General features: G+C 44.0%; 19 protein-coding genes, 1 tRNA gene and 1 pseudogene. 8 read left to right on the forward strand and 13 right to left on the reverse strand.

Annotation, left to right across the window (positions count from 1 at the left end; all coding sequences use genetic code 11):
• On the forward strand, positions 1-600 hold a 600-nt coding region (locus tag C1I60_RS25980), incomplete at its 5' end, for an IS4 family transposase (RefSeq protein WP_252361832.1).
• A gap of 544 nt (positions 601-1,144) precedes the next feature.
• Here the strand turns inward: C1I60_RS25980 and C1I60_RS22525 are convergent.
• Positions 1,145-1,402: a hypothetical protein gene (locus C1I60_RS22525; protein WP_137063704.1), complete on the reverse strand. Its 258-nt coding sequence runs from the start codon at positions 1,400-1,402 to the stop codon at positions 1,145-1,147.
• 133 nt (positions 1,403-1,535) lie between these two features.
• Positions 1,536-2,177 carry a hypothetical protein gene (locus C1I60_RS22530; RefSeq protein WP_434784421.1) on the reverse strand — a complete coding sequence of 214 codons (642 nt, stop codon included), beginning with the start codon at positions 2,175-2,177 and terminating at the stop codon, positions 1,536-1,538.
• A gap of 133 nt (positions 2,178-2,310) precedes the next feature.
• Here C1I60_RS22530 and C1I60_RS22535 point away from each other — a divergent pair, with 133 nt between their 5' ends.
• Positions 2,311-2,628, forward strand: coding sequence for a hypothetical protein (locus C1I60_RS22535; RefSeq protein WP_137063706.1), 318 nt, complete (start codon positions 2,311-2,313; stop codon positions 2,626-2,628).
• A gap of 175 nt (positions 2,629-2,803) precedes the next feature.
• Here C1I60_RS22535 and C1I60_RS22540 read toward each other — a convergent pair whose 3' ends face one another.
• On the reverse strand, positions 2,804-3,142 hold the full coding sequence (locus C1I60_RS22540) for a hypothetical protein (RefSeq protein WP_137063707.1): 339 nt from the start codon (positions 3,140-3,142) through the stop codon (positions 2,804-2,806).
• A gap of 561 nt (positions 3,143-3,703) precedes the next feature.
• Here C1I60_RS22540 and C1I60_RS22545 point away from each other — a divergent pair.
• A complete protein-coding gene (locus tag C1I60_RS22545; protein WP_137063708.1) occupies positions 3,704-4,987 on the forward strand; it encodes a tyrosine-type recombinase/integrase in 1,284 nt (427 codons plus the stop codon).
• 76 nt (positions 4,988-5,063) lie between these two features.
• Here the strand turns inward: C1I60_RS22545 and C1I60_RS22550 are convergent.
• Positions 5,064-5,149 (reverse strand) — tRNA-Leu (locus tag C1I60_RS22550).
• A gap of 247 nt (positions 5,150-5,396) precedes the next feature.
• On the opposite strand from C1I60_RS22550, the gene C1I60_RS22555 reads away from it, so the two are divergent.
• Complete coding sequence (locus C1I60_RS22555) at positions 5,397-5,555, forward strand: hypothetical protein (RefSeq protein ID WP_013371953.1); 159 nt, start codon at positions 5,397-5,399, stop codon at positions 5,553-5,555.
• Between the two features lie 133 nt (positions 5,556-5,688).
• Positions 5,689-5,880, forward strand: coding sequence for a hypothetical protein (locus C1I60_RS22560; RefSeq protein ID WP_137063709.1), 192 nt, complete (start codon positions 5,689-5,691; stop codon positions 5,878-5,880).
• A gap of 77 nt (positions 5,881-5,957) precedes the next feature.
• Here the strand turns inward: C1I60_RS22560 and C1I60_RS24610 are convergent, their stop codons facing one another.
• The 3 genes from C1I60_RS24610 to C1I60_RS22570 all read right to left on the reverse strand — a co-directional run bounded on the left by C1I60_RS24610 (position 5,958) and on the right by C1I60_RS22570 (position 6,773).
• Entirely contained in the window at positions 5,958-6,110 is a 153-nt protein-coding gene (locus tag C1I60_RS24610; RefSeq protein WP_162833923.1) for a hypothetical protein, read from the reverse strand.
• Between the two features lie 98 nt (positions 6,111-6,208).
• Positions 6,209-6,535, reverse strand: coding sequence for a YnfA family protein (locus C1I60_RS22565; protein WP_137063710.1), 327 nt, complete (start codon positions 6,533-6,535; stop codon positions 6,209-6,211).
• 55 nt (positions 6,536-6,590) lie between these two features.
• Complete coding sequence (locus tag C1I60_RS22570; RefSeq protein ID WP_137063712.1) at positions 6,591-6,773, reverse strand: hypothetical protein; 183 nt, start codon at positions 6,771-6,773, stop codon at positions 6,591-6,593.
• Between the two features lie 352 nt (positions 6,774-7,125).
• Between C1I60_RS22570 and C1I60_RS22575 the strand changes: the two genes are divergently transcribed.
• Together C1I60_RS22575 and C1I60_RS22580 are read left to right on the forward strand one after the other, a co-directional pair.
• Positions 7,126-7,404 (forward strand): hypothetical protein, encoded by a 279-nt coding sequence (locus tag C1I60_RS22575; protein WP_137063714.1) that lies wholly within the window; start codon positions 7,126-7,128, stop codon positions 7,402-7,404.
• Between the two features lie 32 nt (positions 7,405-7,436).
• Entirely contained in the window at positions 7,437-8,468 is a 1,032-nt protein-coding gene (locus tag C1I60_RS22580; RefSeq protein WP_137063715.1) for a glycosyl hydrolase, read from the forward strand.
• 72 nt (positions 8,469-8,540) lie between these two features.
• Here the strand turns inward: C1I60_RS22580 and C1I60_RS22585 are convergent, their stop codons facing one another.
• The 3 genes from C1I60_RS22585 to C1I60_RS22595 form a co-directional block, all read right to left on the reverse strand.
• Positions 8,541-8,756, reverse strand: coding sequence for a hypothetical protein (locus tag C1I60_RS22585; RefSeq protein WP_025685324.1), 216 nt, complete (start codon positions 8,754-8,756; stop codon positions 8,541-8,543).
• 158 nt (positions 8,757-8,914) lie between these two features.
• A complete protein-coding gene (locus C1I60_RS22590; RefSeq protein WP_137063717.1) occupies positions 8,915-10,018 on the reverse strand; it encodes a glycerol dehydrogenase in 1,104 nt (367 codons plus the stop codon).
• Positions 10,019-10,151: 133 nt separating this feature from the next.
• The gene (locus tag C1I60_RS22595) at positions 10,152-10,700 is read right to left on the reverse strand and encodes a GNAT family N-acetyltransferase (protein WP_137063719.1); all 549 of its coding nucleotides are present in this window, start codon (positions 10,698-10,700) and stop codon (positions 10,152-10,154) included.
• 352 nt (positions 10,701-11,052) lie between these two features.
• Between C1I60_RS22595 and C1I60_RS22600 the strand changes: the two are divergent.
• A pseudogene (locus tag C1I60_RS22600) lies at positions 11,053-11,220 on the forward strand (excalibur calcium-binding domain-containing protein); the annotation flags it as partial.
• A gap of 70 nt (positions 11,221-11,290) precedes the next feature.
• Here C1I60_RS22600 and C1I60_RS22605 read toward each other — a convergent pair.
• The 3 genes from C1I60_RS22605 to C1I60_RS22615 all read right to left on the reverse strand — a co-directional run bounded on the left by C1I60_RS22605 (position 11,291) and on the right by C1I60_RS22615 (position 13,528).
• Positions 11,291-12,277: a ketoacyl-ACP synthase III gene (locus tag C1I60_RS22605; protein ID WP_137063721.1), complete on the reverse strand. Its 987-nt coding sequence runs from the start codon at positions 12,275-12,277 to the stop codon at positions 11,291-11,293.
• Between the two features lie 54 nt (positions 12,278-12,331).
• Entirely contained in the window at positions 12,332-12,682 is a 351-nt protein-coding gene (locus C1I60_RS22610) for a hypothetical protein (protein ID WP_137063723.1), read from the reverse strand.
• 186 nt (positions 12,683-12,868) lie between these two features.
• Positions 12,869-13,528: a cell wall hydrolase gene (locus tag C1I60_RS22615; RefSeq protein WP_137063725.1), complete on the reverse strand. Its 660-nt coding sequence runs from the start codon at positions 13,526-13,528 to the stop codon at positions 12,869-12,871.
• Positions 13,529-13,829: the final 301 nt, after the last annotated feature.

A 13,829-nucleotide genomic window follows, 5' to 3' on the forward strand; every position in this document is an offset into this window, starting at 1 on the left:
CCGGACTACATTGTGGTGATGGACCGTGCTTATGGGAAACTGGAGCGTCTGGACGACTTCAAAACCCATGGGCAATCGTTTGTCATTCGGCTTCGCGACAACGTCCATTTAGAAAAAACCCATGCGCTACACCGCCTCCAGAAGCCGGATTCATCTGTCATTCGAGATATCACTTGCCAGTTGGGGACACCGCAGTGTCGTTCCAGGCAACGTCATCGTGTGGTGATGTTTCGAGATTTTGAAGGTCGGGAAATTCGGGTGGTTACCCATTTAATGCAGGTGACCGCAGAACAAATCGCGCAGATGTATAAAGCTCGGTGGCAGATTGAAGTCTTCTTCCGTTGGATCAAGCAACATTTGAATATTCCAACCCTGTTTGGTACGACCGAAAATGCGGTCTATGGGCAACTATTCTGCGCTCTGATCGTCTATGTCCTGCTCAAATGGCTATTTGATGCTGCCCAGACTCCATGGCCAAAACATGCCGTTCTTTCCTTTGCGCGTTTTTCTCGTCTAGCTCTTCTTCAAAACCTACCTGTTGAATGGCTGATTCAAATTCAGCGCGTTCTTCTCCAGAGTACCTCTGGTTTTATTAATTAAATTACTTATTATGGTTAATCAACAGGCGTGTCCTTATACTTCTTTTAAAAATTTCTTATTTTCTAGCTCTTTGTATCCTAAAAGACCGCAATACATTAAAGATAAGATACTGGAACACAGTAATAATATGAGGGAGACATTGTTTCAATCTGCACTACGCTAATATTACTTTGAAAGCAAATACAAAAGCCGATGGTTCTCAGGTTCTAACACGCTCATCGAGTGTGTAACCGATCAATCCATCAGCTGCTTTTTGATGTGCTTATAACTTTGAGTACAGGCAGCATGTTATTAAGCGGTAATTTGTAACATGCTGCTACCGCTAATCCGCCATGCCTGGAATGGACCTTCAGTGGACATCCTTCTTGCTCCGGGTTTATATTACCCTCTGAGTCCTGTCTCCGATTTAGTTTTGAATGCGCCCTAACCCTCCGTCATGCGCTTACCGTGACCGCTCCAGTATACTTGCGGTGTGGTTCCCACTATAGACGGTCGCTACCCTTCAATTGGCCGCCGCTTTCTTTCAGATGAAATGTTTAACGATCTACTTCAACTCTGCCGCAAGCTGCTTGAGCACTAGTGGAGTAGGGATGAGTTGACCATCATTCTTATTGCCTTTGACATACGCTTTATCTTCTAGCGCATAATAAACAACGCCTTGCCCTTCTACAACTGGGAAGCCGCTCTCATCATCAGTCAAAGATGTTTGTATGTGCTTACCGTGCTGGGCTGCATGTTCTTCATCGTGCAAGTGTAGAATACCGTCAGAGCTGAGAAATGCAAAACGTGGTTGTGCAGACATAATTCGTGTTCCTCCTAAAGTGGGTTTGATTTGTTCCTGAATAAAGTGTAAATCATTTCTACTCCGTACCTACTGCGGATTTGTCTTACCCTACATAGCAAATAAAGACCGCAAAGGCTTAAGCCCTTACGGTCTAATTTACTTCTGGCATCCTGAGTCCGATTTCGCCTTCCTTGTTACGGCCCCGACCATAGTCGATGATCACAAAATCCAATGTTCGGTTGACTTTAAGACTTTTTGCTAAATTTTCTATGACCTTGCGTCTTTTGTCAGCGAATGTTGTGGCCGATATACCATGAATCCCTTTTTTATACTCTCTGCTCATATACTGTTGAGCTTTTAGATACTTCATTCCATCTAGGAACAAAAGCTTTGCAGCAAGCCTTTCATGCGCATCTCTAATATTAGAGATTGCAAAACAGATATTGTTTGTAATGAGGAGATAAAACCTGTAATTTATGTGGCGCTGATCCTTGAGCAAAACAGCATTTGCTGTTACGTCTGCTGTCAGTTCTTGACCTGTTACCCTTTTTGCTACAGAGCCTTCCGCCGAAAGCAAATCATACGCAGCCATTCCGTTTTCCAACTGCTGAAGTGAATATTCATAGTTTTTGATTACATCAATTAAGTCAGTATATTTGTTTAGCAGCCACTTTGTTTTTCTTATATCTACTGCAACTACATCATCAAAGAAGTTTACTTGGACTATTTTCTGTGTATCAGAAGACTCATTTTCAAGATTATTAATTATACACATTTGATTGTCATTCATCATTTATCATTCCTTTATATAATGTGATAATTTGGTGAAATCGTTTTTTTTGGTGGATTAATGTAAATAGAAACACTATAATAACCTTACACCATAGTTTGCACACGAAGATAAACAAACTAAGGAGGCTTTACTTTTGAAAAAATCTATTATTGCTTTGGCTGCTGGCACAGTTCTTCTCGGGGCATTGTCTGTACCGTCTTTAGGTTTTGCAGAGCAAACCAAAACTTCAGCAAATATTTCTTCTGAGAGATCATATACTCCCAAAGAAAACGCAAAAATGGTACGGGGCATCAGAGGCGCAACGGTCAAAGAGTCTATGAAATGGATGGTTCCAACTTCAATATTTTACAGACAAGGAGACTATGCAGGAGATATTTATTTACATAAATGGATTAAAAAAGGCAAGGATGAAGTATACCCAATATATCAAGGCTTAATTTACAGAAAATAAAGTCAACCTTAAAGTAAGCACTTTTCTCATAAGTGCTTACTTTTTTTCATCGTTGTTATCTGCCATATTTAATCCTCACCTCGCTTGGATCTACCCTTCTATAATCATATACCGATCTATACTGACTACACCTATAAACAACAGTCAGCAGCTAATATAGTGGTATATGTGTAGGTCATGGCTCTTCACCTTCTACCTTTACAATATTTTCAGGAAGGCAAGAACTGTATACCCTAGGGAATAGGACGTTAGTATTCCCTTCTGAAAAGCCCGTTACTATACCCACACCGTGATCTATCCTTTTATGCCGCACCCGATCCCCTACCTGTATATCTGGCTGCTTTGCTGAGTCTGGATCAAACTTTCCTAATGCAATAGCATCATCTAAATTGTCGAATGATTGGGTAGCTTGGACGGTCATCTCTCCTTCTCCCCAAAAACCTTCTGCTTCTGGAGATTCCTCAATCCACTTAAGCAGCTTATCTGCATCTATTAAGCGTGGTTTATCTGTCATTGTTGTTCCTCCCCATCCTCTTCATTGTCATAATACTCTTCCCACCAAGCTGACAATGTTTCGCAATCCGGGCATTTAATCTGTATCCACGGACCATCCTGATTCCACCGGTAATGATGTCCTTTTCCACATCCAGTACATCTGATGTATCCCTGCGAGCATGGTGCGTTATGGGCTCCGTTAATTACATGTACCGGGTAAGGAGTTGCTTTCGGATCATAGTGTGGTGTATACATAACGAACTAGCTCATGACCAACTACATCCAGGTTTAAATAGATTTTGGCTTGATCAGAATGCATTTTTAACACTGGAAAATATGAGAGACAAGCCAACATATTCGCTTTAAAGTTGCTTACACATGGGATAGAACAATATGCTGAAGAATCAATTGCGAATTATTACTTTCGCTGCGGAATCCCTGTTGAACTACATAAATTATTTATCCAGTAGTCTTTCTTAAATGACTTTTGTTTTTCTACGCCCAAAATAAGAACGTATATTCCTGTAAAGGAGGTGATTTGGTTAATATCGGGTCTTATAATTAAGAAAGGAGCTTATCTATGGCAAAAGGAAGTATAGAAAAACGAGGAGATAACAAGTGGCGACTTACCGTCGATCTTGGTCTCAATAGTGACGGCAGCCGCAATCGTCCCCGTAAGGCAATCACTGTTGAGGACAAGGCGTTACTGAAAACCACAAAGAAACTTAAAGATTATTTGGATGACGAGTTGGCTAAGTTCAAACAAGAGGTGCTGAGCGGGAATTACATTTTACCGTCTAAACTCACATTCAAGGACTTCTATGAGAACGAATGGAAGTCCAAAGACGCCGAGCCGAGGTTAAAGCGTACGACGTATCTATCACATTGTTCTAAAATTGATCATCATGTTTTACCGGCTATTGGGCATTTGCGGCTGGATGAGATCACGACAATGAGGCTAGTGACCTTATTCAACGACTTGCGGAAACCTGGTGCGCGGATTGACAAACGAGGTAGAAAAGAGACCATCAGTTCTCGTACAATTCAATACATTTATGATGTGACTATGAGCATATTCAAGCGAGCTGTAGAATGGGGAGTCCTAAGTAAAAATCCATTAGACGGCATCCAGCGCCCGCAGATCAGCAAGGAAGATAAGAAGGCTCGGAAAGACAGAAAGAACTTTTTCGAAGAAGAGGAAGCTACTGAGGTCATTGATACGTTAATCAAAAGCGACTCGGTTTGGAGACTCTACTTTCTTGGAGCGATAATCGGGGGCTTCCGGCGCGGAGAATTGATTGCTTTGGACGAAGACGATTGTGATTTTGTAAATAATCAGTTACGTATCGACGAAAACATTTCGCACACCGAAAAAGGAAAGGCCGATATAACCGACACGAAAAATGAAGCCTATGATGACTATGTGGACATGCCACAATGGTATATGGATGAGCTAGCCAAACACATTAAAACGATGCGTAAAGCAAAACTTGAGGCAAAAGCTCTGGGAATATGGCAAGGTGATGATCGAAACTTTGTCTTTCATGCTGGATCGGGCAAGCCCTATTACCACACAACCCCATCCCAGCGATGGAAAGACTGGTGTGAGCGGAGCGGATTCCGTAATGTTTCACTTCACGGGCTGCGCCACACAAATGCAACGTATTTGCTTGGGCAAGGAGCATCCATCAAGGAGATTCAGCATCGACTGCGACACTCCACTTCTCAGGTGACCACAGATACCTATGCGCACGTCACCAAGAAGCTCAGTCGCAAAACGACAGCTCACCTTGATGTCTTCTATCCAAAAGTAGTTCGTCCCCAATCCGTCCCCAAGAGCGAAAAAGGCGCTCGCTCACTGTGATATGGAAGTCATGATTTCAATCACTAAAAAATAAAAAATCCCTTGATTATCAAGGGATTCAAGAGATAAACGATAGTGCCGAGGACCGGGATCGAACCGGTACGGTAGTCACCTACCGCAGGATTTTAAGTCCTGTGCGTCTGCCAATTCCGCCACCCCGGCATAAATTTAGGAACGTTATTTTCATACTTACTTGACTTATAAGTAATGGAGAAACATCCAGCTTATGTACAAAATGGTTCTCGTTATGTAAATACCGTTTTAATGGGCACCAACATATAATACGACAATTTCATCAAGTTGTAAAGTATTTTTTTCTAAAATAATAAAATTTCTTTTCTGCATAACTTGGGCGCATTTGAATTACACTAATAAACGTCTTTCCAAACTACCAGAAGGGGTGTTACGAATGCGTGAAGGTATGATTCCAACTGTTCTTGGAACGGTAGTATCGGCTTCAGGCGCTGTGTTGCTGAGCAGTAAGTACAAGCTTGCGGCTACAGGCATTCTCGGTTTCGGACTGGCTCATGTTGTTCTGGGAGCGATTGATCTGATTGAGCATCGCTAGTCGTTTGGGAAGTGCCGGGCGGGAGCTATTTCCTCCCCGGCTTTATTATTATAGCCGCTTTAGCCGCCTTGAGCGTAACGTTTATATAAAGCGTACAATATGCTTGCACTCGTAAAGGAGCGTGTGATGTATTATGAAAGAAAACACTAGGGAAGAAAAGAATCGCACCGTCGATCAGGTCGAACATGAACAGTCGTTAGATCAGCGCGAGCCAGGTTTTAATCGGATCCCTGACCTCGATGCCGATACTCCTGCTGCTACAGATATAATTGAAGAAGCTGTGGGCCGTGGCCTGAACAAGTTGCGTAACGATTTTACAGATTAAAGCATGGGTCATAAGGCATGGGTTACTCAAACAACAACATTGAACCAAGCCACCTTATAAACGGTGATTTCTAGTGATCACTTGAAAATAAGCATAAACCAGCCAATAATCGAAACCCAAAGCACAATACTAATCAGGATTCCCCACACGATGCCCACTGAGAAATTCCCTTCACTCTTCGGTACAGCATGGCCAAATTTCAATCTAAGCTTCATTTGATTCCAGTTCATAGAACCCCCTCCTTAAGTTCTATTTCGGAATATGGAGCTCATTTATGTAGATCAATAGTCATGTTTTCCGAAAAAATAAAAAAGGGCTTTTTGTCCTATCATCCAGTCCGGGGATAAAGTATTACTGCTATTCCGACCAAACAAATCAATCCACCCACGATATCGTACAAATCAGGTGTCTTTTTATCAATCCACCATCCCCATGCAATGGAAAGGACAATAAAGACACCTCCGTATGCTGCATACACACGCCCAAAAGAGGAGAAAACCTGAAAAGTTGCAATGACTCCGTATACAGCCAAAATCACCCCGCCGCAAAGTCCGACATACCATGTCTTCCCTTCACGCAGCCACTGCCAGATCAGATACCCTCCCCCAATTTCAGCTATGCCAGCCAAAATAAAAAGTAACGATGCCTTTAACACCATTCCACATCCCTTTTCTGCTAATCTTCTCGACTTTATTTCTTAAATGCCATCCTTAGAGCACTCGACCTAAAATAATAATCAACGCAATTACGCCAACCAAAATAAGCAGATTGCTGACCTGACGCCATAAGCCAGAGGCTCCCTCAGAGTGAAGCTTCCGCTGGTTCACATCAAAATTCGCTTTGGCTCCTTCAGTATCTACAGGGCTAGAAAACGGTCGGTTATCTTCATTCATGTGAATGGCCTCCTTATCAATACCACCTTAATGATACCAAACTTTTCCGCTGATTTCGCGTTGATTTTATACTCATGCTTACTGTATATTTCCCACTGCACCTGCATATTTATGAAGTGTACAACTATGTGTCAATATTTCACTGAATATAGCGTATGATGGCGAAGCAAGGCAGAGTAGGTATTTTGACACCTTTTATTGCAGGACGGTAGTTATGGTATAATTTAGTCAACTTAATCATGATCGTAACGAGAGTACAACTACTTGTCCATCTGTATTGAATTCACATCCCATGAATCCTCATCCCGGTTACAACCTGCATAATCTGATGTAATTTAGGAGGAGGATACCAATGTCCCCAATCTTTCTAGCTACTTTAATGTTAATGGGCATGTTTTTACTCCAGGCAGCCATCGTTCTGGGCATCATACACTGGATTTCCAAACGTAGCCGCCGTCCAGCGCAAACCAAAATGGTTCTTATCATGGGTTTGCTTGCGTTGATTTTCGTCTTACTTCTGGTAAATGACTCGATGTATTCACAGGGACCGAACTGGTTGGTCTACTTCTGTTTGCTAGTGATCCTCATTAGCGCATGTATCCAACTGAGAAAACGCAAAGAAAAAATGTAATTTCATCATGATGTCATCAAAGGAGGAGCGCCATGAAATCTCACTCAATACGCTTTTGGATACAAAAGGTGCTGCTGCTGCTACTTGTTTTACTATTCAGTGTCTCTCAGCAATCGTTCATTATAGCTGATGCCGCTCCACCTGTTAATTCCCAGGCCTCTGCCAAAGCCAGGCAACTACTTGCCTACCTTTCCAATGTACCAGAGGGTACGCTAATCTCCGGACAGCATGACTACTTGGAGGCACCAGATGAACAAAACAACAAGTTGCAACAAATCAGCGGACAATATGCAGGTGTTCATGGCTATGAGTTTGGAGGATTAGCCAACCAGTCCCACGCCGCCTTACGAGAGCAGCGTCTACGTGTTGTGAACAGCGCTATCCAGTGGAGCCAGTCTGGCGGAATTGTTGCGATCACCTTTCATCAGGCGCTCCCAGATAAACCTAAAACGTGGAAAAACGTGCAAACCAAGCTCAGTCAGGCTGACTTTAATCGCTACATCACACCGGGTACCCCGCAATATCGACAGCTGATTGCCGATATTGATGAGGTCGCACTTTCCCTCAAAACGTTGCGGGACGCAGATGTGCCTGTTCTGTGGAGACCCTATCATGAAATGAACGGCAACTGGTTCTGGTGGGGAAACAAACAAAATTACGCCCAGCTCTGGAATGTGATGTATGACCGATTCGTTAATGTTCACCATCTGAATAATCTGTTATGGGTATGGAGTCCGAATGCACCGAACGCATACAGCACACCATACAGTCGAACCTTTCCAGGTATAAACAGAGTGGATATTCTCGCAGCTGATATTTATAACAATGATTACAAATACTCCTATTACACAGGACTGCTCAAGCTTGCACAAGGCAAGCCAATCGGAATTGGGGAAAGTAATATCCTACCGAGCGCCAATGTGTTAAAAAACCAACCCGACTGGGTCTATGCCATGACATGGGGAAAGGAGCTATCCGCAACCAATTCGCAATCAACGATCAGAACATTTATGAATCAGAATAATATTATCACGCGGGACCTTCTCAACGAGGCACTGCGCTGAAATCACAAAAAAAGCTCAACTTCGCTCTATGAGTGAAATTGAAGCTTTTTTGAGCCTAACCAAGCCAAGCGCTTAACTATTTCTAATTACTTCTTCCAGATCAATATCGGCATAAGCCTCTTCACCGAGATGCACAGATACAATGGTATAGATCCGCTTGGTCAGTCTTGACATCAGTCGATCTCCCGGTGCTACTGAATATTCTTCCCGATAATCTCCAATTTTGTGAAAACCGCTGGACATATGGATGTACAAACTGCCTCTTCGTGTTTTACCATGTACCAACATCAAATCTCCTCCTGCTGTAACCATTCCTAATTTCATCTGTTACATGTATATCGGTCAGAATAAGATATGATATAAGTCCGCGTTTAAACCAAACGGGCCTGCCAGTAATATGACAGACCCGTTTTTGCAAAAGATATTTTAATTCTTTAGGGAAAAAACTATCCCTGATAGGATTCTGCAATCGCATTCGCCGCAATGATGGCGTTGTACACGTCAGCAGGACTGACCGGAAACGGCATATTGACCATCGTGTCATTCGATGCACAGGCAGCTTCGGCTACTTGACGCCATTCAGCCTCGACAAACTCCTCTACACCCAGATCACGAAGCGTCAATGGAAGACCTACGTCCTTAACCAGTTTGATGACCGTTTCCAGTTCCTCTTTCGGTGCATTTTCCAGCACCAGCTGAGTTAGCAAACCGAATGTGACCTTCTCGCCATGCTGTGCTTTATGCAGTGAAGGAACAGCCGTCATGCCATTATGAATCGCATGAGCTGCTGCCAAACCACCTGATTCCGCACCAACACCACTCAGATAAATTGTCGCTTCAATGGTATCCTCCACCGCGCGAGTATACACTTTACGATCCACCGCAAGCTTGGCCTTCACGGCATTTTCCAGCAACGTATCATAACAGAGACGGGCCAGTCCCAGCCCTGTGGTGGAAGGCTTGTTCAGTACCAGGTTGTCCCCGTTGGACTGATAACAAGCCCGCGCTTCAAAATAAGTAGCCAGCGCATCGCCGATCCCGGCTGCAAAGAAACGTGCAGGCGCCGCTGCCAAAATGCCCGTATCCGCCAGTACAACGTCGGGATTGGTTGGCAGGAACAAATATTCATCAAAGGAGCCGTCTTTCTTGTAGATAACCGCGAGGGCAGTACAAGGGGCATCCGTAGAAGCAATCGTCGGGAAAATAACGACAGGCAGCTTTTCATAATAAGCCGTTGCCTTAGCGGTATCCAGCGTTTTACCGCCGCCGATCCCTATAATGATGTTAGCGCCATGCTTGCGCACCAATTCCCGGTTACGCTCAATTTCTTCTTTAGTACATTCATATTGGAATTTCTCGAAAATGGCCTGATTGCCAGCCGCTTCAATAGAAGCGCCAGCCTCCTTTTGCGCCTTTTCGAGTATAAACTCATCACAAATAATAAAGGCTCTATCGCCATAATCTTTAATGTAGTCATTTAACGACGAGAGCAGATTCTGGCCAGAAATAAATTTCTTAGGTGAAGTGACGGACCTTACAACGTTTGTCATGTAAATTCCTCCTTAGCTTTGACTCATACCGAAAACACGATGTATCTCAGTATGTGACAATTTAACTATAGACCTCTTTTGACCCTGTTAAAAGACTGTTTATGGAATATTTTATGAACAAATTGTGTATCTCTCAAACTTTAGCGCTTTCATTCCATTCGGAATACAGCATCCCCATCATAATACGGTCATAACTGTTGCCATCACGAAGAACAGCCGAACGAACTCTGCCCTCAAGCTGGAAACCCACCTTTTCGTAGGTCCGAATAGCCTGTTCATTGTACTCAATAACATCCAGACCGACCCGATTCAAATTTAATTCGTAAAAAGCATAACGAAGAATGAGGCGCACCGCTTCGGTCCCGTAGCCCTTCCCACGGTAGTCCCCATTGCCAATGCCAACCGCCAACTGGCCGATCCGATTATTCCACTCAATCCCGTGAATGGCCACAAATCCGATCAGGACATCATCCTCTAACGTTCTCAATCGGAAATAGACTTCGTTCGAACTGGGTGAACCTTCCGATTCCATTTGCTTCAGCGTATAAGGAAGTGCCAGGTCTGTATCCACATTTCGCAGATAATCTGCATCCTCTCCCCATTTGAACATCGTTTCGGCATCTTCTTCCCTAACAGCGGCTAGTTTAATCCGATCCCCGTAAAATAAATTTTCGATTGTCATGACACTTCATCTCCTGTTTTATGTTGCCCATTTTTCCGCTCCAGCTATCATGATATTAAACGTCCGCAATATTAAGCCCCCTCAGGAATTCAATGTATAAACTTTACAAAAAAATCGGACAAAATACAAACAAATAGCTATAAACTATCCACTCATCCTTTTTTATAGAAAAATATTCCTGATTCTGATAGACTATAACCAGTCTAATCCCCTACAAATTTGTATAAAGGACCGAGACTATAGTCATGAACAGAAAGGAAGAGTAAGGATGAACAAACAATCCAAAATCGTCTCCATCGCACTGGCATCGGCTCTAGTATTCAGCGTTTCTTTTCAATTCGCCCCCACCGTGGAGGCCAAAAAATCAAAAAAATCCCATAAATCAGCTACGCAAAGTTCCGTCTATTACAAAAACTGTACAGCTGTTAAAAAGGCAGGTAAGGCACCTCTCTACAAAGGTGATCCCGGCTACCGCTCAGCACTCGACCGTGATCATGACGGAATTGCCTGCGAAAAATAATCTCTCATTACATTTGAATGGGTATTATGTACAAAAAGACCCTGCGGCCGCAAGGTCTTTTTCATATTTCTTAATATTTATACAGCATAGCCACCAGCTGATATCCGGCTCCAATTGTCCAGAACAGCACATAATCACCGCGTCGGATGCGACCCGATTCAATGCCTTCATACAAGGCAATGAACGGGCTACTGGTGCCCGTATAACCATAACGGTCACCCACATAGATCATTTGGGCGTCCTCCAGCTCCAAATGAGCCTGTATTTTCAGCACATTTGCCAATGAAAACTGGGACAGGCAATAAGCCCGTACATCCTGAGGCGCCAGTCCGTTCTTCTTCAAAATTCTCTTGAGCAGATCAAATGTGGGGGGCAATGCCATATTGGCATCGAACGGGAGCCACTGAATATATTTTCCGGGTGCATTCCTTTGCAGTGTTGCCGCTAATCCCTGAGCCGGATACAAAATTTTATCTATATTGACCACGTCCGTAAAATACATGGAATCTATAAAGCCGGTATCCTCTACTGTACGCTCCAAAATAGCCGCACACGCAGCATCTCCATAGTTAGCATACGTAATTTCATCCTCGGGGCCGGAAATGAGCGAGTTATAATCCGAACCGATAATAAGCGCCGTGCGCACATCGGGATTGGCCAGCATCGCTCGACTAGCTTGATCAACAGCCACCGTCATGCCTGCACAATTCGCGTTAGAATCCATGACAACCACGTCATGTCTGGCCTCAATCGCTTGATGAATAAACAGGGCATTCATTGGAAACAGCGACTCTGGGACTTGGGTGGAAAACACGATCATGTCCACATCACGGCCTGTCATTTGAGCTTGATCCAGTGCTTTCTTGGCAGCCGCGATCCCCATCGTCAAGCCGTTCTCGTCCGGGTGATCAATAATGTAACGCTTTTTCCTGCCCATATGCTCCATGAAGCGCCGAATATCTTTGCCCTGTTCATCAAAATGACGAATATAATATTCGTTATCCACCGAATGAGGCGGATGATACACACCCAATGCCTTTATTCTAATATGGCTCATCAGCAGGTTCCCCCTTACACATGCATCTCGCTATTTGTCACCGCTTCAGAAACATTATTGTACGACGATATCTACGTTGTTTAATCCTGCTTCACGTGCTACACGACCAAGCTGCATTTTAATAATCGTTTGTTGAAGGCTGATCACAAAAATCACTTTGGCAAACCCGGTCTCTTTATACCGTACAAAAGAACCTTTCAGTTTTTCTACTTCTCCTGAGTCCAGCAGTGCCATTTGGGTACAGTCCACCTTGAGCGTAAAGCTGGAAGCCTGAATGGAGGAAGTCTTGGATACATACTCCTTGACAAAGCTATCATACTCAGTCGGGCTAAACACACCATTCACTGCCATATGTACCGTTTTAATGGTTTGATCCACTTCGATGCTGTAAGGATTTTGACTCATTTCAGTAAGACTCCTTTGAATTCAGATTTTTTACTATTAAGAATATCGGAAAAATATGTAGAAATTTTAATATTAAAACAGATAAATCGACACTCATATATTACAAATTTGTGAATATGCAAAAAAGCCGCCACTGCTCCTGGCTACAGGGAGCAACTGACGGCTAACAAGTGTTCTTACGTTGAATTAATTTGTAAACGTATGGCGGCCGAGTGAAATGACAGCCGGACGGCTCTTGCTCCACTTGGCTGTAGCAATGGCCGGATTGTAATAAAACAGGGACCCGTTCGTCGGATCTGCACCATTAAGAGCCTGTCTCGCCGCACGATACGCGGTCTTGTTCGGTTTCAGGCGGTATTGACCATCCTGTACAGCGGTGAACTGGCCTGGCTGCAAAATAACGTCCGGAATCGAGCTTGGAAATTCATTGGACTGCACACGGTTTAATACGACCGCCCCCACGGCTACCTGCCCTTGAAAAGATTCCCCGCGTGCCTCAGCATAAATAATCCGAGCCAGCTGGTCCAGGGCGGTTAAACGCACCTCCCCAAAGGAATCCAGCTTGGCTTGCGTTGCCGCTCCGGCTACACCGTCGGGCGTAAGACCGTAGTCCCGTTGGAAACGGGCAACCGCTTTACTGGTCAAAGAGCCATAATACCCAGTAAAACCGGCTTTAAAATAACCAAGCGAGTGAAGCTGCTGCTGAAGCTCCAGCACCTGCTCACTCTGAGTACCTTTCGCCAGCGTTGATGATTGTGCTTGTGCTTGTGCTTGTGCTGGCTCAACTGGCAACACAATGCCCAGCATACATGCGCAGGACAGGATCAACGTAGAACATTTTTTCATATTCCAGACAACCTCCTCTTTCTTGTTCTGTCCGGTACAACCGTACCGGCCTGTACAACTCAGGGACGTTTATCCGATGAATGTTTCTTGGGCTATAGCTTATGCCTGGCTGCGGAAATGACGCGTTGCTACATTCGGAATCGGACAAGGATGCACTCACACGTCCGTTGCAGTATACCACAAGCCGCATTTACGTATCATCCGGCTCTGGTCCTAAGACTGTGAATACAAATAAACGCTAGCCTTAACGGACTGCGCGTGCCCTATTCCTTGCACACAACTTTGGGCGAATGCATAGGGT

The sequence above is a fragment of the Paenibacillus terrae genome (assembly GCF_005217525.1).
GTDB classification, from domain to species: Bacteria; Bacillota; Bacilli; order Paenibacillales; family Paenibacillaceae; genus Paenibacillus; species Paenibacillus terrae_C.